Consider the following 19,764-nt stretch of genomic DNA (forward strand, 5'->3'; position numbering starts at 1 on the left):
ACATATGACCGCTTGCCTGATCGGCGCGGTGTTTCTACCGATTGGACAATTGTCCCGTGTTTCAGGGGCTTATTCAACAGGGGGATTGTTCCATGACAAATGAATTCAAGGGCGCCGTATCGCGCCGCCAGTTCCTGGCCACCAGCGCTGCCGCTGCTCTGACCGCAGGCGCCTTTGCCGCGCCTGGCCGCCTGATGGCCTCTGAGCCGCTGAAAGTTGCCGGCATCTATACCGTGCCGGTCGAACAGCAATGGGTCAGCCGTATCCATGTGGCCGCCCTGACCGCGCAGGACCGCGGCGACATCAGCTATACCTATTCCGAGAACACCTCGAACTCGGACTATTCCCGCGTGATGCGCGAATATGCCGAACAAGGCTACCAGCTGATCATCGGTGAAATCTTCGGTGTCGAAGCCGAAGCGCGCGAAGTTGCCGCCGAGTACCCCGATGTGGCCTTCCTGATGGGCTCCTCCTTCAAGGAAGACCCGGCAATCCCGAACCTGTCCGTTTTTGACAACTATATTCAGGATGCCTCCTATCTTTCTGGCATTATCGCGGGTGCAATGTCGAAATCCGGCAATATTGGCATGGTCGGCGGCTTCCCGATCCCGGAAGTAAACCGCCTGATGCACGCCTTCATGGCCGGTGCGCGGGAGATGAACCCCGAGATGAAATTCCAGGTCTCCTTCATCGGTTCCTGGTTCGATCCGCCGAAGGCCAAGGAAACCGCATTCGCCATGGTCGAGAACGGCGCCGACATCCTTTATGCCGAACGCTTTGGCGTGTCGGATGCGGCCAAGGAAAAGGGCCTTCTGGCCATCGGCAACGTCATCGACACCCAGTCGGATTACCCCGAAACCGTGGTTGCCTCGGCGATCTGGCATTTCGAACCGACGCTGGATGCGGCCATCGCAGCGGTCAAGGACGGCAGCTTCACCGCCGCTGACTACGGCATGTATTCCTTCATGAAGGAAGGCGGCTGTTCGCTGGCGCCCTATGGCACTTTCGAAGGCAAGATCCCGCAAGAGGCGCTGGATCTGGTTGCCTCCCGCACCGCCGCGATCAAGGACGGTTCCTTCACCGTTGCGATCAACGACGAAGAACCCAAATCCTCCTGATACGGGCCTTTCGGCTATGACAGAAACAGACAAGGCGCAGGTTGTCCTGCGCCTTCAGAACATTACGAAACGGTTCGGTCCCGTCACCGCCAACGAAGACGTCAGCTTTGCCCTGCACCGGGGTGAGGTAATCGCGCTTTTGGGGGAAAACGGCGCGGGCAAGACCACGCTGATGAACATCCTGTTCGGCCAGTACACCGCCGATGAAGGATCAGTAGAGCTGTTCGGCCAGCCCCTGCCCGCGGGCAATCCGCGCGCGGCGCTGGATGCTGGTGTCGGCATGGTGCATCAGCATTTCACCCTCGCGGGGAACCTGACGGTCTGGGAAAACATCGTGCTGGGCGTTGATGCCCTCAGCGCTGCCAGCCTGAGGCACGCCGCCGCCAAGGCGCGCATCCGCGACCTGTCGGAACGCTTCCACCTGAAGGTCGATCCCGACGCCAAGGTCGGTCGCCTGACCGTGGGCGAGCGTCAGCGGGTCGAGATCCTGAAGGCGCTTTACCGCGATGCAAAGATCTTGATCCTGGACGAGCCCACCGCGGTTCTGACCCCGCAAGAGGCCGACGCGTTGTTCGCCACCCTGCGCGAGGCGATTGCCTCGGGGCTGTCGGTGATCTTCATTTCCCACAAATTGCACGAAGTCATGGCGATTTCCGACCGCGTGCTGGTGCTGCGCCATGGCCGCCTGGTGGCCGAGCGCGCCACCGCAGACACCAATGGCGAGGAACTCGCCGCGCTGATGGTCGGCGCAGAGGTCAGCGCGCCCAGCATTTCCCCCGCTACGCCCGGCGCACCGCTGCTGTCGTTGCGCGATGTCACCACGCCAGGCGCCGGATCGGCGCCGGGACTGGCACGGGTAGCGCTGGACCTGCGTGCGGGCCAGATCACCGGGCTTGCCGGGGTGTCCGGCAATGGGCAGGCGGCGCTGTCGGATCTGATTTCCGGCCTCATCGCCCCATCCAGCGGCACAATCACCCTGCACGGGCAAGCACCGCAGGGCTGGTCGCCCCGCGCCGCTATTGCCAACGGCGTCGCCCGCATTCCCGAGGACCGGCACAAGACCGGCACCATCGCCGATTTCGACCTGACCGAGAACGCGATCCTCGAAACCTACGCTACCCGGTTCAGCCAGCGCGGCTGGATGAACTGGAAAAAAGCGCGCGCCTTTGCCGAGAGCCTGATCAAGGGCTACGACATCCGCTGCCCGGGGCCGGATATCCGCATTCGCCTATTGTCGGGCGGCAATATGCAGAAACTGATCCTGGGCCGAGTGCTCGAAGGCGCACCGGATATCATCCTCGCCAACCAACCGGTACGAGGATTGGACATCGGCGCGGTGAACTACGTGCATGAACAACTGGCCAAGGCCCGCGATCGGGGCGCCGCCGTTCTGCTGATCTCTGAGGACCTCGATGAAATCATGCGCCTCTCGGATGTGATCCACGTGATCTCCGAAGGGCGGCTCAGCCCGGAATTTGCCCGTGGCACCATGCGCCCCGAGGATCTGGGCCGCTGGATGGCGGGCGAAGGCTTTGACAAGGACATGACCGATGCGGCTTGAACCGATTGCAGCGCCCTCCCTTGGGCGGCGTGTGCTGCCGCCAGCGCTGGCCATCGCCGCGACCTTTGTGGTGGCGGCCCTGCTGGCGATGATCGCGGGCGGCAATCCGTTCGCGGTCTTTGGCCTGATCCTGAAAGGCGCGTTTGGATCGAAATTCGCCATTCTGGAGACACTGAACAGCGCAACACCGCTGATCTTTACCGGGCTGGCCATCGCGGTGGCGTTCCGGGCCAAGCTGTGGAACATCGGCGCCGAGGCGCAGCTTTATGCGGGTGCGGTGATCACCGTGGTTCTGGGCACCGGTGCCCTGTCGCTGCCTGCGCCGCTGATGCTGGCGCTTTGCGCCATCTCTGCGATGCTGGCCGGGGCGCTGATCCTCTTGGGTCCTGCCCTCTTAAAAACCCGGCTGGGCGTCGATGAAGTGGTGACAACGCTACTCCTCAACTTCATTTTCCTGTTGTTTGTCAGCTACCTGCTCGAAGGACCGTTGAAGGATCCCATGGGCATGGGCTGGCCCAAATCCGCGCGACTGCTGCCAGAGGCTCGGCTGCCCCGCATCGTCGAAGGGCTGCGCCTGCACTGGGGCTTTGCGCTGGCACTGTTCGCGGCACTTGCCGTCTGGGTGATCAACACCCGCACCACGCTCGGCTATGAAATGCGCGCCGTCGGCCAGAATGCCGAGGCCGCCGGTTTCGCCGGCATCCCGGTCACCAAGGTGATCCTCAAAACCGCACTGCTATCCGGTGGCCTTGCCGGTCTTGCGGGCTTTTCCGAGGTCTCCGGCCTCAAGGGATCGCTGACGCTCGATCTCAGCCCCGGCTTTGGCTACACCGGCATCGTGGTCGCCATGCTGGCGCTGCTGCACCCGCTGGGCGTGGTTGTCGCGGCGCTGTTCGTGGCCGCCATCTTTGTCGGCGCCGACAGCATGAGCCGCGCCGCAGGCGTGCCGAGCTACCTTGCCGATATCATGCTCGCCTCGGCCCTGTTGTTCATGGTGCTGGCGATCCTTCTCACCAAATTCCGCCTGCGGAGGGACTGACATGGATCTCATCGACATCCTGCTGTCGGCCAGTTTCTGGGCTGCAGCCATCCGCATTGCATCGCCGCTGATCTTTGCCACCATCGGAGAGCTGATCTGCGAACGCGCGGGCGTTCTGAACCTCGGCATCGAGGGCATCATGGTCGCGGGCGCATTTGCAGGCTGGATCGCGGTCTGGGGCGGTCTGCCGCTGTGGGGCGGGGTCGCGGTGGCCATGCTGACCGGCATGATGCTGGGGCTGGTGCATTCGGTGTTTTCCGTGCCCTTTGGCCTGTCGCAGCACGTGGTCGGGGTCGGGCTAACGCTGTTGGCGACCTCGCTGACCTTCTATACCTACCGGGTGATCCTGCCCGAGGTGTCTTCGCCGCCGAAAATCACCGCTTTTCAACCCTATGAGATCCCGCTTCTGTCAGATCTGCCCCTCGTAGGCCCTGCGCTGTTCTCGCAAACGCCGCTGACCTATGCCGCCTTTGTGCTGGCCGGACTAACGGCGCTGGTCCTTTACCGGACGCCCTTGGGCCTTGCGGTGCGGGCGGCCGGGGAAAACCCGCAAGCCGTAGCGGCGCAGGGCCTGTCGGTCACCGCGATCCGCATGGGCGCGGTGGTGGTCGGCTCAGGCTTCATGGCCATTGGCGGCGCCTTCCTGACGCTGTCGGCCTTTGACAGTTTCTTCTTCGACATGGTGAACGGGCGCGGCTGGATTTGTATCGCGCTGGTCGTCTTTGGCGCCTGGAAACCGGGCAAGGCGGTGCTGGGCGCGGTGCTGTTTGCCGCCTTTGACGCCTTGCAGATCCGCCTGCAACAAACCGGCATCGGGGCCGTGGTGCCCTATCAGGTCTTCCTGATGATGCCCTATATCCTGTCCATTCTGGCGCTGGTGGTGATGTCCCGCCGCGCCGAGATCCCGGCGGCGCTGATGGTGCCCTTCAACAAGGGGGAAAGATGATGTTCGACCTGATCGTCAAGGGCGGCACCCTGCCCGATGGAACAACCGCCGATATCGGCATTACAGGCGGCAAGATCACCGCTATCGAGGCCCGTCTCGATGCCGAAGCGGGTGAGGTCATCGACGCAAGCGGCGATCTGGTAGCGCCGCCTTTCGTCGATCCGCATTTCCACATGGATGCAACGCTGTCTTATGGCAAACCGCGGCTCAACGCCTCTGGCACGCTGCTGGAAGGGATCTCCCTTTGGGGGGAGCTGCGCGACATCGCCACCGTGGATGAGATGGTCGAGCGCGCCCTCACCTATTGCGACTGGGCGGCCTCCATGGGGACGCTGGCGATCCGCTCTCACGTGGACACCACACCCGATCACCTCAATACCGTCACCGCCATGCTGGAGGTGAAGGAGAAGGTCAAAGATTACATCGACCTGCAGCTGGTCGCCTTCCCGCAGGATGGCCTATACCGAACCAAGACGGGGCGCGAGAACGTGATCCGCGCGCTGGACATGGGAGTGGAGGTCGTCGGCGGCATCCCCCATTTCGAACGCACCATGGCAGATGGCGCCGAGTCGATGCGTGATCTCTGCGAGATCGCCGCGGAACGGGGCCTGATGGTCGACATCCACTGCGACGAGACCGACGATCCCATGTCCCGCCATATCGAGGCGCTGGCCTATGAGACCCAGCGGCTCGGCCTGCAGGGCCGCGTTGCGGGCAGTCACCTGACCTCGATGCATTCGATGGACAATTACTATGTCTCCAAACTGCTGCCGCTGATCGCCGAGGCAGGTATTTCCGCGATCCCCAACCCGCTGATCAACATCATGCTGCAGGGGCGGCACGATACCTTCCCCAAACGCCGGGGTCTCACCCGGGTGAAGGAAATGCAGGCGATGGGCATCCCCGTCGGCTGGGGTCAGGACTGCGTGCTGGATCCCTGGTATTCATTGGGCACCGGCGACATGCTGGACGTCGCCTTCATGGGTCTGCACGTGGCGCAGATGAGCCACCCGGACGAAATGGCCCGCTGTTTCACCATGGTGACCGAGGTCAACGCCCAGATCATCGGACTGCAGGACTATGGCCTGAGGGTGGGCAACGACGCCTCCCTCGTGGTTCTGGATGCCAGCACCCCCACCGAAGCCGTCCGCCTGCGCCCCGCCCGCCTGGCAGTGGTCGCCAAGGGCAAAGTGATTGCCCGCAGCGCCCGTGGGGACGCGCGCCTTATGCTGCCGGGACGGCCCGAGACTGTGCGGCGGCGGCATGAGGCGGGGTAATCGAGATACATAACGCTGGCTCGCGCATCCCAAGCACTACAAAGCTCAGTACCAGCAACACGGTTTTCTAACCGCCACAAGTCAATAGAGCATGCGCCGCCCGGCAAGGCCGATCAGTGCCCGTCCGCCCCGCCAAACCGAAGGTTTGCCTACGGTAAAGGGGCGGGCGCTTCTCTTCCGCCCTCGGACGTGCTCTGCCCTCAGTGACGCCTCAAACCCCCAGATACTGGTCCGTCAGATCCGGGGTGAGGTCCTCCATGCGTCCGGTCCAGACGCTTTGGCCGCGGTTCAGGATCACCGCGTGATCGGCGATCTGGGCGAGTTCCTTCAGCGTCTTGTCCACCACCAGGATCGACAAGCCCGCCTCACGCTTCAGCTGCGCAATCGCCGCCCAGATTTCCTGCCGCACCACGGGGGCCAGGCCTTCGGTTGCCTCATCCAGGATCAAAAGGCGCGGGTTGGTCATCAGGGCGCGGCCAATGGCCAGCATCTGCTGCTCGCCGCCCGACAGGGAACTTGCGGTCTGGTCGCGCCGCTCCTTCAGCCGTGGAAACAGCCCGGCGACGCGCTCAAAATCCCAGGGGCCCGGGCGGGCGGCGGCGGTCAGGTTTTCCTCCACCGTCAGCGGGCCGAAGCAGCGGCGCCCCTCGGGCACCAGACCAATCCCCAGCCGCGCGATCTTGTGCGAGGGCAGCTGCCGCAGGTCGTGCCCGTCAAAGCGAACCTCGCCCGCAGAGGGATGCACCATGCCGCAGATCGATTTGATGGTGGTGGTCTTGCCCATGCCGTTGCGGCCCATCAGGGCGACGACCTCGCCTTCGGCCAGATCCAGCGAGACGCCAAACAGCGCCTGCGATGGGCCGTAGGAGGCCTCAACTTTGTTCAGGGACAACAGGCTCATGCGGCGTCCTCCTCTCCGAGGTAAGCGCGGCGCACCTCGGGGTTTGCGCGGATTTCATCGGCGGTGCCGGTGGCGATCACCGCGCCATAGACCAGCACGCTGATCCGATCGGCAAGGGCAAAGACCGCGTCCATATCGTGCTCCACGAGCAGGATCGGCGCCTCGTGACGCAGCTCGTCCAGAAACCCGGTGAGGGTCTTGGAGCCGCTGGCACCAAGACCGGCCATGGGTTCATCCATCAGGAACAGTTTGGGATTGAGCGTGAGTGCCACCGCGACCTCCAGCTGACGGCGCTGGCCATGCGACAGATCGGCAGTGCGCCGCTGCGCCTCATCCTGCAGACCGACGCGTTCCAATGCGCGGCGGGCAGGCTCCAACAAGGTCTTGTCCTTCATCACATTGCGGAAGAAGGAAAACACCCGGCCCTGCGCGCCAAGGGCGCCCAGCACCACGTTCTGCAGCACGGTGAACTCCATCGCAAGCGAGGAGATCTGGAACGTCCGCCCCAGCCCCAGCCGCGCCCGCGCCACGGTATCCAGTTCGGTGACATCGCGGCCCAGAACCTCGATCCGGCCGGTGTCGGGACGCAAACTGCCCGAGATCTGCTTGATCAGGGTGGATTTGCCCGCGCCATTGGGGCCGATCAGGGCGTGGATTTCACCGGGGCGCAGGTCGATGCTGACATTGTCGCTGGCCTTGAGCGCGCCAAAGCTCTTGCTGATGCCTTCGACCTGCAGCACCGCGTTTGTGCGTGGATCAGTCATGGGCCACCTCACGTCCTGTCAGGGCGCCGATCAGGCCGCCGCGGGCGAACAGCACCATAAGGAGCAGCAATAGCCCGAGGAAGATCTGCCAGTATTCACTGATCCCGCCCAGGAGATGCTCCAGCAGGATATAAACGGCAGCGCCCACAACAGGGCCGAACAGCCGCCCCACCCCGCCGATGATGACAAAGACCATGATTTCACCGCTGGTGTGCCAGCTCAGCATGGTTGGGCTGACAAAACGGTTGAGATCAGCATAAAGCGCGCCGGCAAGACCGGTGATCGCGCCCGAGATGACAAAGGCCACAAGCCGCAGATGAAAGGGCGTCAGCCCCACGGTCATCACCCGTTCTTCGGTCTGGCGGGCAGCCGCCAGCGCCAGGCCAAAGGGCGAGCGCCCCAGCCGGGCAGAGAAAACCAGCACCAGGCAGAGGATGACATAGGCGATCATGAAGAACTGGATCGGGTCCAGCGTGTTGAGGCCGGGAAATTCGTTGCGCACCCAGATCGACAACCCGTCCTCGCCGCCATAGGCGGACCAGGAGATCGCGAAATAGTAGAGCATCTGACCAAAGGCCAGCGTGATCATGATGAAATAGACGCCCGAGGTGCGCAGCGACAGCGCCCCGATCACCAGCGCCACCAGCGCACTGGCCACGGTGGCCACCAGCCAGATCACCGGCATCTGATTGGTGCCTTCGATCAGAAACGGCACCTCCATCAGCGGCTCATAATTCTGGGCGTGGGCCGCCAGAATGCCCATGGCATAGCCGCCGATCCCGAAAAAGGCGGCATGGCCAAGGCTCACCAGCCCGCCGATCCCCAGCGCGATATTGAGGCCGACACCGGCCAGCGCCAGGATCGCGACCTTGGTAGCGAGGGTAATGATAAAGGGCTCGTCCATGGCATTGGCCCAGAGCGGCACCGCCAGCAGCGCCAGCGCCAGCGCCCAGTTGAACAGGTTTTCGCGGGTCATGCTCATGCGCTCCCCCCATAAAGTCCCGAGGGGCGCACCAGCAGAACCGCCGCCATCAGGATGTAGATCAGCATCGATGCCAGCGAGGCCCCGACCGAGGCAGCACTGGCCGGTTCCAGGAACAGACCGAAAAATTGCGGCAGGAAGACCTTGCCCAGCGTATCCGTTAGCCCCACCAGCAGCGCGCCGACAAGCGCGCCCTTGATCGAGCCGATGCCACCGATGACGATCACCACAAAGGCGAGGATCAGAACCGGCTCTCCCATGCCGACCTGAACCGATTGGATGGCTCCGACCAGTGCGCCAGCAAGCCCCGCCAGCGCGGCGCCAAGGGCAAAGACCAGCGTATACAGCCGGGAAATATCCACCCCCAGCGCTGCGATCATCTCGCGGTCGGCTTCACCGGCGCGGATCTGGATCCCGATACGGGTGCGGGCGATCAGCCAGAACAGCAGCGCTGCCACCACCAGCCCGATGCCGATAATGGCAAGGCGGTAGGCCGGGTATTCGATGCCGCCCGGCAGGCTGAGCGGCCCGGCCAATGCGGCAGGCACATCCAGAAACAGCGGGAAGGAGCCAAAGATCCAGCGGGTGCCTTCGGAGAAAATCAGGATCAGCGCAAAGGTCGCCAGGACCTGATCAAGGTGATCGCGATCATAAAGCCGCCGGATCACCGCGATCTCGACCACGGCCCCGGCCGCAGCAGCCGCAGCCAAACTGGCAATCAGCGCCAGCAGGAAGGAACCGGTCAGCCCGGCCACCGCCGCCGCCGCAAAGGCCCCGACCATGTAAAGCGCACCATGGGCGAGGTTGATCAGGCCCATGACGCCAAAGACCAGCGTCAGGCCCGCAGCCATGAGAAACAGCATGACCCCGAACTGCAATCCGTTCAGGATCTGCTCAAGAATGAGAACAATGGACATGGGAGATTTCCGTTCTGACGGGGGCGCCAATGCGGCGCCCCCGCAGGGAGGATCAGATTACATCTTGCACTCGGCCGCGTAGGCGTCGGAATGATCTGTCAGACTGGTGCCGATGATCTTATTGGTGAAGATATCACCTTCCTTGATGACCTCGCGGACGTAGATGTCCTGGATCGGGTGCTGGTTCGGGCCAAAGCTGAACTTACCCCGCACCGATGCGAAATCGGCTTCTTTCAGGGCAGCGCGGAAGGCGTCCTTGTCCGACACGTCGGCCTTGTCCAGCGCGCTCAGGATCAGGTTGGCGGTGTCATAGCCCTGCGCCGCATAAAGCGACGGCAGGCGGCCGTATTTTTCCTGGAAGCCCGAAACGAATTCGGCGTTGGCCGCATTGTCCAAATCCTTGTTCCATTGCGAGGTGTTCTTTACCCCCAGCGCCGCATCGCCAACGGCCTGCAGGATACCCTGGTCAAAGGAGAAGGCCGGACCCACTACGGGCAGATCGATACCGCTGGCGGCGTATTGCTTGAGGAAGGAGATCCCCATACCGCCGGGCAGGAAGAAGAAGACCGAGTCGGCGCCGCTGGCACGGACCTGCGCCAGTTCGGCAGCATAATCGGTCTGACCCAGCTTGGTGTAGATCTCACCCGCCAGTTCACCCTTGTAGAAGCGCTTGAACCCGTTGAGGGAATCCTTCCCGGCCGGATAGTTCGGCGCCATGATGAAGGTCTTCTTGAAATCGGCGCTGGTGGCATAGGCACCGGCCGCTTCGTGCAGGTTGTCGTTCTGATAGGAGACCGAGAAATAGTTCGGGTTGCAGCCCTTGCCCGCCAGCTGCGCCGGCGCCGCATTGGTCGACAGGTAGAACAGCCCCTGCCCGGTCGCCGAGGGTACCACGGCCATGGCCAGGTTCGACCAGACGACACCGGTCAGGATATCCACCTTTTCGGACTGGATCATCTGATCGGCGATCTGGACTGCGGTTGCAGGTTTGCGCTGATCATCCTCGATCACCACTTCGACGTCATCGCGCCCGGCGTTTTCCATCGCAAGCATGAACCCGTCGCGGGTATCCACGCCAAGGCTGGCGCCGCCGCCGGACAGGGTGGTGATCATGCCAATCTTGGTCTCGGCCTGCGCCGCGACGGCCAGAGCGGACACCGCTGTTGCCAGCGCCAGTGTTTTGATTGCTCTCATTTCCTATAGTCTCCCTATTGCAGTTATCGACCGGATCCGCGTTGGCCGCGGTTATTCCTGTGACCCCACTATTTCCGCTTCGCGCGGGTGGCGCCAGTCCTTGATCGCCTTTTCCCTCTGACGGGGACACCTTCTGCCGTTTGCCGTGCAGTGGTGGATTTCACATCCTGACGTTTCATCCGCCGCCCGGGGCAAGGCTGCCGCATCCGGCAGGCCCACCGCCTGGTGGCTGACCTCAAAACTCTAGGCGGCTTCTCTGTTTTATTTCAAGATTAAAATATTAAACCCAAAAACATAATTTAGGACCAGGGTGGCGCAGGGGCCGCACCGCCCAAGGGTTTCGCGACATTCAGGCGCGCCAGAAGATACGCAACCAACACTCAATCAATTGATATAATTCAAATATTGCAAAGCCATGCTTTCGTGCCCATCCACTCGGGCGACGCCATGACCAGACCGCCCGGACCGCTCATTTCGCGGTCAAATACCATCTGCATCAGGCCCATTCCGCGGATCACTCGGGGCATATTTACCGTCCCAAACACAACCTCCGGGCCTTGTACAACCCGTTCCCGGCCAAATCGTCCGGGAAGGAACACAGCCCAAGCGATCGATGCCATCCTCAGACGAATCGCATCACGGAGTACGATTTTTTGATGTTATCCGACACGATCCCGCTGCGATCCACAGTCGACCCTGATCCCTGCTCAGTGCCGAAGCAGGCGACCGGGGCCGCGGCACAGCTCGGGCTCCCCCGCCAGCTGCGCCATATGCCAGGCCAGCACCTGATTGCTGCTCAGCACCGGCCTGCCCAGCCGCGCCTCAAGATCGTCGATGATATCCAGCGTGCGCAGGTTGGTGCAGGACAGGAACACCGCATCGGCGTCCCCGGCCACGGAAAGGGCCGCCGCGTGGATCGAGGCTGGATCGATCCGTGCCACCCGCGCCTCCACCTCTTCCCCGAACGACACGGTGCCGCTGACATCATACCCCCGCGCCGCAAAAGCCTGTCGGACCGGGGCGCTGACGCTTTCCACATAAGGCGACACCAGGGCCAGCGACCGGACGTCCAACGCCGCAAGCGCTGCCAGAGCTGCAGTCAGAGGATCGGTGACATGGGTCGAGGCAGCGCCCTGCCGTACCAGATCCGCGACCCGGTCCGCACCGATCAGGGTGGTGCCCGAAGTGCAGCCATAGCCGATCACGTCGAATTCCGTCGCCGGGGGCAACAGCGCGGCAGCCGCTGGCAGCGTCTCTTTCATGGTGGCGATGGTGTCCGGGGTCAGCTCATCGCCGCTGGGAATACGGCTGACATGATGGGCGACCTCGCCTCCCGGCAACAGGCGGCGCATGTCCTGCTCCAGCGTCTCATCCACCTGCAGCACGATATGGCCAAAGGTTGCGCGGCTGCCGATCGGGCCAGTCAGCTCATAGGGGAAAGTCTGCATGATCTACTCCAGAACCGGCAGCTCTGCCGGGGCACGGGTGGACAAAAGCTCGGGGCCGCTGTCGCGCAGGACGATGTTTTCCTCGTGCACCAGAATGCGGCCCGGGGCGATCTCGGCGCCCGGTTCCAGCGTCAGCACCATCCCGGCGCGCAGCACCGTCTGATCCTTGGGCGTAAACGAGGGCCATTCAGTCAGCGTCACCCCCAGTCCATGGCCAAGCCGCCCGCCGCCGGGCGTAGCGCCATGGGCGCGCAGCCCCTCGCAGAGAATCCGGTGCGCATCCGCGGCGGTCATGCCGGGGCGCAGCTTCTCCAGCGCCAGATCCGTGGCCGCATAAAGCGACGCATGCGCCTGCGCGGTCTCAGGCGCCACCAGACCGATGGCGTAATTGCGGTCGAAATCGCAGAAATAGCCATCGCGCACCGCGCCAGTGTCCAGCATCAGCACATCGCCTACCGCCAACGCCTGCGGAGTCGCCGGAGAGATCACATCACCGTAGCCGCCCGGCCCGGCGCCGCCCGCCGTGTAGCTGACCCAATCGGCGCCCTCTTCCAGCAGCACCCGCTGAAAATCGCGGAACACCGCATCAAGCGGCCTGCCGGGGCCTGCGAACTCCGGCACCCGGGCAAATGTACGATCCGCCACCGCGCAGGCGGCGCGGATCTTGGCCACTTCGGGATCTGACTTTATCTCGCGCACCCGCTGCACCACATCCGTGGCATCCACCATGCGGCGCGGCGCCAGGCGTGCGGTCAGCGCCATGTAATCGCCAAGCGCCATGCGCAATTGCGTCTCCAGTCCCATCGGCGTGCCGATGGCCCCGGTTTCCGGCACCAGATCGCCAAGGGTCGCCGCCAGCAGGCTAACGCCATCATCCTTCGGATCCGGCGCATCCCAACAGCGGATGTCGAAAATCCAGCTTTGCCGCATCAGATCCACGCCAATGGCGGGGATCACCGCAACCGGGTCACCTTTGGCCGGGACCACCACAAACCAGGGGCGCGCCGGGCTTTCCCAGAACCGCGTCAGGAACCCAGTGACATAGAAGATGTCCGCCGCCGTAGTCAGCAGAAGCGCCTCCATGCCCGCTGCCGCCATGCCCGCCTGCAGGGCATCGCGCCGCCGCAGGAACTCACCCCGGTCAAAGCCGCGGGCGGGCTCAGCCATCTTCCGGCCCTTCGCTAAGGATGGTCAGCACCCGCGCATCGGGTCCCAGATCCTTCACACGCCCCGCCAGAAGCGCTGCCAGACCGGCGCCGCCCGATGGCGTCGTTGCATAGCCATATTCGGCAAGGGTCCTGACCCCTCCGGCAGCTTCTTCCTCGGATATGGTGGCAAAGACATCAGCATCGCGCGCCAGCCCGTTCAGCGCCACCATCGACGGGGTCTTGCAATCGAGCCGCCCCATGGAGGACACCGGCCCCTGCGTGTCCTGCAATTCGCCGCTGCGAATACTCTCGATCAGCGCGGGCGCCGCGTCCGGTTCGACCACGATGATCTGTGGCGCATTCCCCCAGACCTGCCGCGCATAGGCGGCCACCGCAGCCGCCAGCCCGCCGACACCCGCCTGCAGGAAGATATGCGTCGGCACCCCGTCGATCTGGGCGACAGCCTCGGCGGCCAGTTGCAGATAGCCCTCCATCACCGCGATGGCCGGGGCGCTGTAGCCGGGCCATGAGCTGTCGGAGAGCAGCGTCCAACCGTTCTCTTCGGCATCCGCCGCAGCGGCGGCCATGCTGGCCTCGTAATCATCACCGGCGCGTACCACCCGGGCGCCCTTGTCGCGCAGCCGCTGGGCGAAGGCCTCGGGCACCGCCCGCGACAGGTAGATCACCGCCTCGGCCCCGAAAAGCCGCGCCCCAGCCGCAACGGACAGCCCGTGATTGCCAGCGCTTGCCGTGGCATAGGTTTGTCCGTGCAGAGCCGTTTCCCAGACCTGAGAGGCGCCGATCTTGTCCTTCAATGCATCACCCGCTGCGCTGGCAATGCAGTAGGCCGCGCCCAGCGCCTTGAAACTGCCAAGGCCCATGCGGGCGCGCTCGTCCTTGATCCAGATCCTGGCCACCCCGGCCTTTTTCGCCAGCTCATCCGCCTCGATCAGCGGTGTGATCGCGTGGCGCGGACATAGTGTCAGCAGCTTGGCCACCGCATCGGCGGCAACGCTGGGATAAAGCTGAGGCTCAGTTCCCGCGACCGGCAACGCGCCGCCCCGCCACATGTTATCGAGTGTCTTGCTCAACGCCCCATCCATGGATCGACCTCCTCTTCTTTTTGTTGTTCGATTTTTGCCCAACCTAATCTGCACCGCCATCGGTTTCTCAGAAATTTCGCCGCCCTGCAGGCCGATTTTCTGATGACTTTTCACATTTGATGCAGAATACCGGACAATGGCAGCACTCCGGCTGTGCAAGTCACGGAAAAACGGACAAACTTGCAGCCCTAAGGAGGCGTGACATGGACAGATTCGACCAGCTCATCCTTGCCGCGATCCAGGACAACAACCGGCTGACAGCCGAGGCCCTGTCGCATATCGCCGGGCTTTCCCCCGATGCCTGCCGCAAGCGGCTGACCCGGCTGCGCGCGCAGGGCTATGTCGATGCCGATATCGCGATGCTCAATCCTGAAAAACTGGGCCGTGGGCTGATGCTGATCGTCGAGGTCACCCTGCACAGCGAGCGCGCCGAGGATATCGATCGCTTCCGTCGCCGCATGGTCGAGGCGCCCGAGGTCATGCAGTGCTATTATGTGACCGGCAATGCCGATTTCATCGTCATCCTGACCGCCCGCGACATGCCCGATTTCGAAGCCTTCACCCGGCGGCATTTCTTTGACGAAGAAAATATCACCCGGTTCCGTACCTCCGTCGTGATGAACCGGGTGAAAACAGGCTTCTCGCTGCCGATCCTGCCGGACGCGGACACAGAGGGCGACGGCGCCTAGCCCTCGTGGCCGCCGATCTGCCGCTCCATCAGCCGCTGGTAAAGGCGCGGCGCCAGGCTGTTCACCCACCAGGCCAGCCGCGCCACCCGTCCCACCGGGATCATCGGCTGCCGTCGGCCAAGCCCGCGCAGGATCTCCTCGGCGGCGGCCTCGGGCGTCATGTAATCCATCCCGTCTGTGGCCGATCCCGGCCGCGCGATGCCGTCGATCTGGCGCTGGTCGTTGCCGATATTGGTGGCCACGAAAGACGGCGCCGCGATCAGCACATCGACGCCATAGGGCCGCTCTTCCGAGCGCAGGGATTTGAAGAACCCCTCCAGCGCGTGTTTTGACGCCGCATAAGAGGTACGATGATAAAGCGGCGCAAACCCCGCCACCGAAGACACCGCGATATGCGTCCCCGATGCCCGCCGGACCGCCGCCAGAAAATGCCCGGCCATGGCGACGGCGGCAAAATAGTTGATGTCGAACACCCGCCGGTGACTGGCCTCGTCGATGGTATCAAAGCCCCCGATCTGGGTGATACCGGCGTTGTAGATGACCAAATCAATCACCGGATACTGCTGCTCGATTTGCTCGGCCTTGCTGCGCAACTGGGTCGCATCAGTCAGATCGCAGCGGATCGGGATCTGGGTCTCGCTACTGTCCAGCCCCGAGATATCCAGATCCAGCAGGATCACCCGCCAGCCCCGCGCCTGCAGCGCCGTGGACAAGGCCCGGCCAAGCCCACCGGCGCCGCCGGAAATGACTGCTGTTTTCTTCTTCGTCATAGGCCTGCCTGCTGCCTCCACAGATCGAACACCTCGGCGCTGGTCAGCTCGGGCGTATAGCCGAAGTCCCGTTTCAGGGCACTGTTGTCCAGCACCGGCCGGTATTGCAGGAACCGCACCTGTTCCGGCCCGTATTGGCTGAGGCCAAGGGGTTTCGCGAGCGCCAGAGCCGCCTTCAGCGCCCAAGCAGGCAGGCGCAGAACCGGTTTACCCAGCGCCTGCGCCAGATCGGTGACGCCCATGGCGCCATCCCCGGCGACGTTGAAGACTCCCTCTGGCCCATCGGTTGCCGCGCGGGCCAGAATGCGGGCCAGATCGCGGGTCCAGATAAAGACAAAGGGGCTTTCGCTGCCCGTCACCGCCAGCAGGCGCGGACGGCGGAACAGGGCGGTGATCTGGTTTTCCGTGCCCGCCCCCAGCACCGTGCCGACGCGCAGGATCACCTGCTGCAGCTGCGGCGCCGAACGGCGGTATTCGGCCAGCATTTCCTCGACCTGACGCTTGTGGTCGGAATAGGCGAACTCCTGATTGCCGCGCAGGCTGTCGTTCTCGCGCAGCGGCTGCGGATTGTCGGCGTGATAGCCATAGGCCGCGCCAGAGGAGGTCACGACGATACGTTCCACCCCATGCGCCACGGCGGCCTCCAGCACCTTGCGCGTGCCCGCGACATCGACGGCATAAGCGAAATCGCGGCTGCTGCCCTTGGGCGGGGTCACGATGGAGGCCAGATGCACAATCACGTCGGGCTTATATTCGCCGATGACCCGGGCGGGATCATCGGTTGTGACATCCATACGGCAGAACTCTCCGCCCCTGGGAAGATCCGCAGGCGGCGCCAGATCCGAGGCGATCACCCGGCAGGCGGGCAGCTCCCACAGCAGGGCACGGCCCACCATGCCAGCAGCGCCGGTGATCAGAACGGTTTTGGTCTTTGCATCCTCGGTCATCGCGCTGCCTCCGTCCGGGACATCAGAGCGGCCAGAGCCAACCCCGATATGGCATGCCAGATCCCCCAGAAGGCTGCCGCGACGGCCATGCCGCCCAAGCCCCCGAAGAAGGCAAAGATCAGCACCAGACCCAGGCCCGAGTTCTGGATGCCGGTCTCTATCGTCACCGCGCGCCGGTCATAAGGCGACAGCCGCGCCAGCGTCGCGGTGATCCAGCCCCCGCCAAGCGCCACCGTATTGTGCAGGATCACCAGCCCGGCGACCGCGCCTGCGAATTGCAGGAAGAAGCCCCAGTTGGCCGCCAGCGCCAGCACGATAAAGGCAACGAAGATCCCCATCGACAGCCATTGCAGGGGCCGCCGGATGCGTGCCGTCAGATCGGGCGCCCGCATATTGAGCTGCACCCCCAACACAAGGGGCAGGATCAGCATCAGACCGACGGTGATGGCGATCTGCACCGGGTCGATCTCGGTCTGCTGCAGGATTGCCCGCGTCGGCGGATAAAGCCCGCCCCAGAGCCCGATATTGATCGGCGTCAGCAGGATCGCCCCCACGGTGGCAAACCCCGTCATCGACACCGACAGGGCAGAGTTGCCGCCCGCGCGATGGGTGATGAAGTTGGAGATACTACCGCCCGGACAGGCCGCCACCAGAATGAGCCCGAGCGCAATCGAGGGACGCGGCGCGGTCAGCCAGACCAGCGCAAAGGTCAGCACCGGCAGCACGATGAACTGCGACAGCAGCCCAACGATCAGCGGTTTGGGCGCCCGTCGCAGCTGGTGAAAATCAGAAGGCTTCAGATCGATGGCGATGGAGAACATCACCACCGCGAGGATCCCATTCAGAAGCGTCAGAGAGGCGGGGCTGAAATTCAGCGTGATCTCGTCAATCCCGCTCATGCGCCCGCCCCGGAGAGCCTCTTGATCCAGCCCGTGACCGCCTTGCGATAGGTCGCCTTGTCCACGTAGTAGGCCATCCGCGCCAGTTTCAGATAGGCCATACCGCCGGTTGCGCGTTCAAATCCCGCGGCCTTTTCCGCCTTCAGGGCCTTGGCCCCGGCATTGCCGGTCTCAAGCCCCTTGATATAGCGCGCGACCATCTCGGCCTGCTCGTGCCGTCCCTGCCAGCCAAGGCCGCTGGCCTCGACCATGCCGAGAACGAACAGATCGTCGCGCGCAGGGTGCATCGCGTTGAGATACAGATGCGGTGCATCGCCCTGCCAGTTCAGCAACTCCTTATCGATAAAGGGATAGTGCAGCTTGTAGCCCGTCGCAGCGAGGATCATGTCATACTCGCTGCTGCTGCCATCGGTGAAATGCACCACCTTGCCGTCGATCCGCTCGATATCAGGCCGGATCTTCAGATCGCCATGGCCCGCATGGTAGAGTACCAGCGAATTCACCACAGGATGGCTTTCGTAAAGCTGGTAATCGGGTTTCGGAAATCCGTACTTCTGCGGATCACCCACGAACCATTTCAGGATCAGGCCATCGATGCGCCGCTTCAGCCACATCGGCAGCTGGATCAGCCCGCCCATGGTGTCTGCCGGTTTGCCAAAGACGTATTTGGGTACGAAGTAATAGCCGCGCCGCATCGACAGATCGCAGCTGTTGCCATGGTGGATCGCATCCACCGCGATGTCGCAGCCCGAATTGCCCGCGCCCACCACCAGCACGCGCTTGCCGCCGAACTGCTCGGCCTTGCGGTATTGGCTGGAATGGATCAGCTCGCCCGTGAAGTCGCCTGGGAATGTCGGCATGTTCGGCTCGGACAGGGTGCCATTGGCGATCAGCACACCGGCAAATTCGGCGCTATGCTCGCCCTCAGGATCGCGCCAGGTGACGCGCCAGCCCTTGCCCGGACCGCCCAATGGTTCGGTCTTCAGGACCTCGGCGTTGAAGTGATACCGCTCCCGCAGGCCGAAATGATCCGCGAAATCGTGGAAATAGTTTTTCAGCTCCCGATGCGAGGGGTATTCGGCCACCTCGTCCTTCATCGGGAAATCCGCAAATTCCGTCATCCGCTTGGATGAGATCAAATGGGCGCTTTCGTACATCGTGGAGTTCGGCCCCTCGATGTCCCACAAACCGCCCACATCCGAATGCAACTCAAACCCCTGAAAGGGAATGCCCTGTTCGACCAATACCTTGGCCATGGCCAGCCCCATCGGTCCGGCGCCGATGAGGGCATACTGCCCGCGCGTTTCCGTCATAATTCCTCCCTGTCCTCCGGGATTAGATTGAACAAACGTTCAAAATAAGGCAAGATATTTTCACCAACGGGAGTTTTTCGTGGAAAAACAACGCAAACGCGCCCCTTCGGCGCGGTCACTGCAGACCAAGGCGCGGATCCTGGACGCCGCCGAAGCGCTTTTTGCCGAGCGCGGATTCGAAGGCGCCTCGCTGCGCGATATCGCAGCGCTAGCCGGAGTACAGGTCGGGCTGGTGCACCATCACGGTGGCGGCAAGGAAGAGCTGTTTCACCAGACCGTCACCCGCCGTGCCGATGAACTGGCTGACGTGCGTCTGGCAGGGCTGGAACGCCTCAGGGCCGAAGGTGCCCTGTCGCTGCGCGGGCTTCTGGATGTCTTCATGCGGGCCTATGTGACGCTGGCGCGCACCGGCGGCCCCCATTGGCAGCACTATGGCCGCTTGGTGGCGCATGTGTCCGCTGATCCGCGCTGGCGGCCGCTGGCGGCGCAGTGTTTCGACCCCACGGCCAACCGGTTCATCGAGGAGATTCTGGCGCTTTATCCGCAGGCTGAACGTCAGGCCGCCGCCACCGGTCAGGTTTATTCCGTGGCTGCGATGCTCGCCTTTCTCAACACCGGCTGGCGGATCGAGGCGCTGAGCCCCGGCGCCGCCGAAGCGCAGGTCGACCAGCTGATCGCCTTTTGCACCGCAGGAATGGAGGCGATCCTGACAGCGGACCCCATCCAACCGTAAGACGGGCCGTAACCA

20 protein-coding genes are annotated in these 19,764 nt (G+C 63.5%); 7 read left to right on the forward strand and 13 right to left on the reverse strand.

The genetic code is table 11. The features are described from left to right. The first annotated feature begins 92 nt into the window (after positions 1-92). From SM763_RS12025 to SM763_RS12045, 5 genes are read left to right on the forward strand one after another with little or no spacing between them, the layout of a single operon-like run. A complete protein-coding gene (locus tag SM763_RS12025) occupies positions 93-1,118 on the forward strand; it encodes a BMP family protein (protein ID WP_274839444.1) in 1,026 nt (341 codons plus the stop codon). Positions 1,119-1,134: 16 nt separating this feature from the next. Next, the gene (locus SM763_RS12030) at positions 1,135-2,679 is read left to right on the forward strand and encodes an ABC transporter ATP-binding protein (protein ID WP_368998676.1); all 1,545 of its coding nucleotides are present in this window, start codon (positions 1,135-1,137) and stop codon (positions 2,677-2,679) included. Beyond that, entirely contained in the window at positions 2,669-3,718 is a 1,050-nt protein-coding gene (locus tag SM763_RS12035; protein ID WP_368998677.1) for an ABC transporter permease, read from the forward strand. Before SM763_RS12030 ends, SM763_RS12035 begins: the two co-directional genes overlap by 11 nt. A gap of 1 nt (position 3,719) precedes the next feature. Next, positions 3,720-4,664: an ABC transporter permease gene (locus SM763_RS12040; RefSeq protein WP_065272625.1), complete on the forward strand. Its 945-nt coding sequence runs from the start codon at positions 3,720-3,722 to the stop codon at positions 4,662-4,664. Further along, positions 4,664-5,941, forward strand: coding sequence for an amidohydrolase family protein (locus SM763_RS12045; RefSeq protein WP_368998746.1), 1,278 nt, complete (start codon positions 4,664-4,666; stop codon positions 5,939-5,941). Before SM763_RS12040 ends, SM763_RS12045 begins: the two co-directional genes overlap by 1 nt. A gap of 211 nt (positions 5,942-6,152) precedes the next feature. On the opposite strand, the gene SM763_RS12050 is transcribed toward SM763_RS12045, so the two are convergent. The 9 genes from SM763_RS12050 to SM763_RS12090 all read right to left on the reverse strand — a co-directional run bounded on the left by SM763_RS12050 (position 6,153) and on the right by SM763_RS12090 (position 14,398). Beyond that, positions 6,153-6,842, reverse strand: coding sequence for an ABC transporter ATP-binding protein (locus SM763_RS12050; protein ID WP_274866996.1), 690 nt, complete (start codon positions 6,840-6,842; stop codon positions 6,153-6,155). Next, a complete protein-coding gene (locus tag SM763_RS12055; RefSeq protein WP_368998678.1) occupies positions 6,839-7,606 on the reverse strand; it encodes an ABC transporter ATP-binding protein in 768 nt (255 codons plus the stop codon). Before SM763_RS12055 ends, SM763_RS12050 begins: the two co-directional genes overlap by 4 nt. After that, on the reverse strand, positions 7,599-8,582 hold the full coding sequence (locus SM763_RS12060; RefSeq protein WP_368998679.1) for a branched-chain amino acid ABC transporter permease: 984 nt from the start codon (positions 8,580-8,582) through the stop codon (positions 7,599-7,601). The genes SM763_RS12055 and SM763_RS12060 overlap by 8 nt, the downstream gene beginning before the upstream one ends. A gap of 2 nt (positions 8,583-8,584) precedes the next feature. Continuing rightward, positions 8,585-9,505 carry a branched-chain amino acid ABC transporter permease gene (locus tag SM763_RS12065; protein WP_065272621.1) on the reverse strand — a complete coding sequence of 307 codons (921 nt, stop codon included), beginning with the start codon at positions 9,503-9,505 and terminating at the stop codon, positions 8,585-8,587. A 57-nt stretch (positions 9,506-9,562) separates the two neighbouring features. After that, on the reverse strand, positions 9,563-10,699 hold the full coding sequence (locus SM763_RS12070) for an ABC transporter substrate-binding protein (RefSeq protein WP_368998680.1): 1,137 nt from the start codon (positions 10,697-10,699) through the stop codon (positions 9,563-9,565). A gap of 398 nt (positions 10,700-11,097) precedes the next feature. After that, positions 11,098-11,226, reverse strand: a complete 129-nt coding sequence (locus SM763_RS12075) for a hypothetical protein (protein ID WP_368998681.1) — start codon at positions 11,224-11,226, stop codon at positions 11,098-11,100. Between the two features lie 180 nt (positions 11,227-11,406). Beyond that, on the reverse strand, positions 11,407-12,147 hold the full coding sequence (locus SM763_RS12080) for a maleate cis-trans isomerase family protein (RefSeq protein ID WP_368998682.1): 741 nt from the start codon (positions 12,145-12,147) through the stop codon (positions 11,407-11,409). Positions 12,148-12,150: 3 nt separating this feature from the next. Further along, entirely contained in the window at positions 12,151-13,314 is a 1,164-nt protein-coding gene (locus tag SM763_RS12085; protein ID WP_368998683.1) for a M24 family metallopeptidase, read from the reverse strand. Further along, on the reverse strand, positions 13,307-14,398 hold the full coding sequence (locus SM763_RS12090; protein WP_368998684.1) for a pyridoxal-phosphate dependent enzyme: 1,092 nt from the start codon (positions 14,396-14,398) through the stop codon (positions 13,307-13,309). Before SM763_RS12090 ends, SM763_RS12085 begins: the two co-directional genes overlap by 8 nt. Before the next feature lie 203 nt (positions 14,399-14,601). On the opposite strand from SM763_RS12090, the gene SM763_RS12095 reads away from it, so the two are divergent. Further along, complete coding sequence (locus SM763_RS12095) at positions 14,602-15,087, forward strand: Lrp/AsnC family transcriptional regulator (RefSeq protein WP_274827682.1); 486 nt, start codon at positions 14,602-14,604, stop codon at positions 15,085-15,087. On the opposite strand, the gene SM763_RS12100 is transcribed toward SM763_RS12095, so the two are convergent. From SM763_RS12100 to SM763_RS12115, 4 genes are read right to left on the reverse strand one after another with little or no spacing between them, the layout of a single operon-like run. Next, complete coding sequence (locus tag SM763_RS12100; RefSeq protein WP_368947225.1) at positions 15,084-15,857, reverse strand: SDR family NAD(P)-dependent oxidoreductase; 774 nt, start codon at positions 15,855-15,857, stop codon at positions 15,084-15,086. The two genes, SM763_RS12095 and SM763_RS12100, sit on opposite strands and share 4 nt — an antisense overlap. Then, entirely contained in the window at positions 15,854-16,804 is a 951-nt protein-coding gene (locus SM763_RS12105; protein ID WP_368998685.1) for an SDR family oxidoreductase, read from the reverse strand. The genes SM763_RS12100 and SM763_RS12105 overlap by 4 nt, the downstream gene beginning before the upstream one ends. Beyond that, positions 16,801-17,703 (reverse strand): bile acid:sodium symporter family protein, encoded by a 903-nt coding sequence (locus SM763_RS12110; RefSeq protein WP_368998686.1) that lies wholly within the window; start codon positions 17,701-17,703, stop codon positions 16,801-16,803. Before SM763_RS12110 ends, SM763_RS12105 begins: the two co-directional genes overlap by 4 nt. After that, positions 17,700-19,016, reverse strand: a complete 1,317-nt coding sequence (locus tag SM763_RS12115) for a flavin-containing monooxygenase (protein WP_368998687.1) — start codon at positions 19,014-19,016, stop codon at positions 17,700-17,702. Before SM763_RS12115 ends, SM763_RS12110 begins: the two co-directional genes overlap by 4 nt. A 79-nt stretch (positions 19,017-19,095) precedes the next feature. Here SM763_RS12115 and SM763_RS12120 point away from each other — a divergent pair, with 79 nt between their 5' ends. Then, a complete protein-coding gene (locus tag SM763_RS12120; RefSeq protein ID WP_274837599.1) occupies positions 19,096-19,749 on the forward strand; it encodes a TetR/AcrR family transcriptional regulator in 654 nt (217 codons plus the stop codon). Positions 19,750-19,764 lie beyond the last annotated feature (15 nt).

Source organism: Pseudophaeobacter sp. C1-32P7 (genome assembly GCF_041008775.1).
Lineage (GTDB): Bacteria > Pseudomonadota > Alphaproteobacteria > Rhodobacterales > Rhodobacteraceae > Phycobacter > Phycobacter gallaeciensis_A.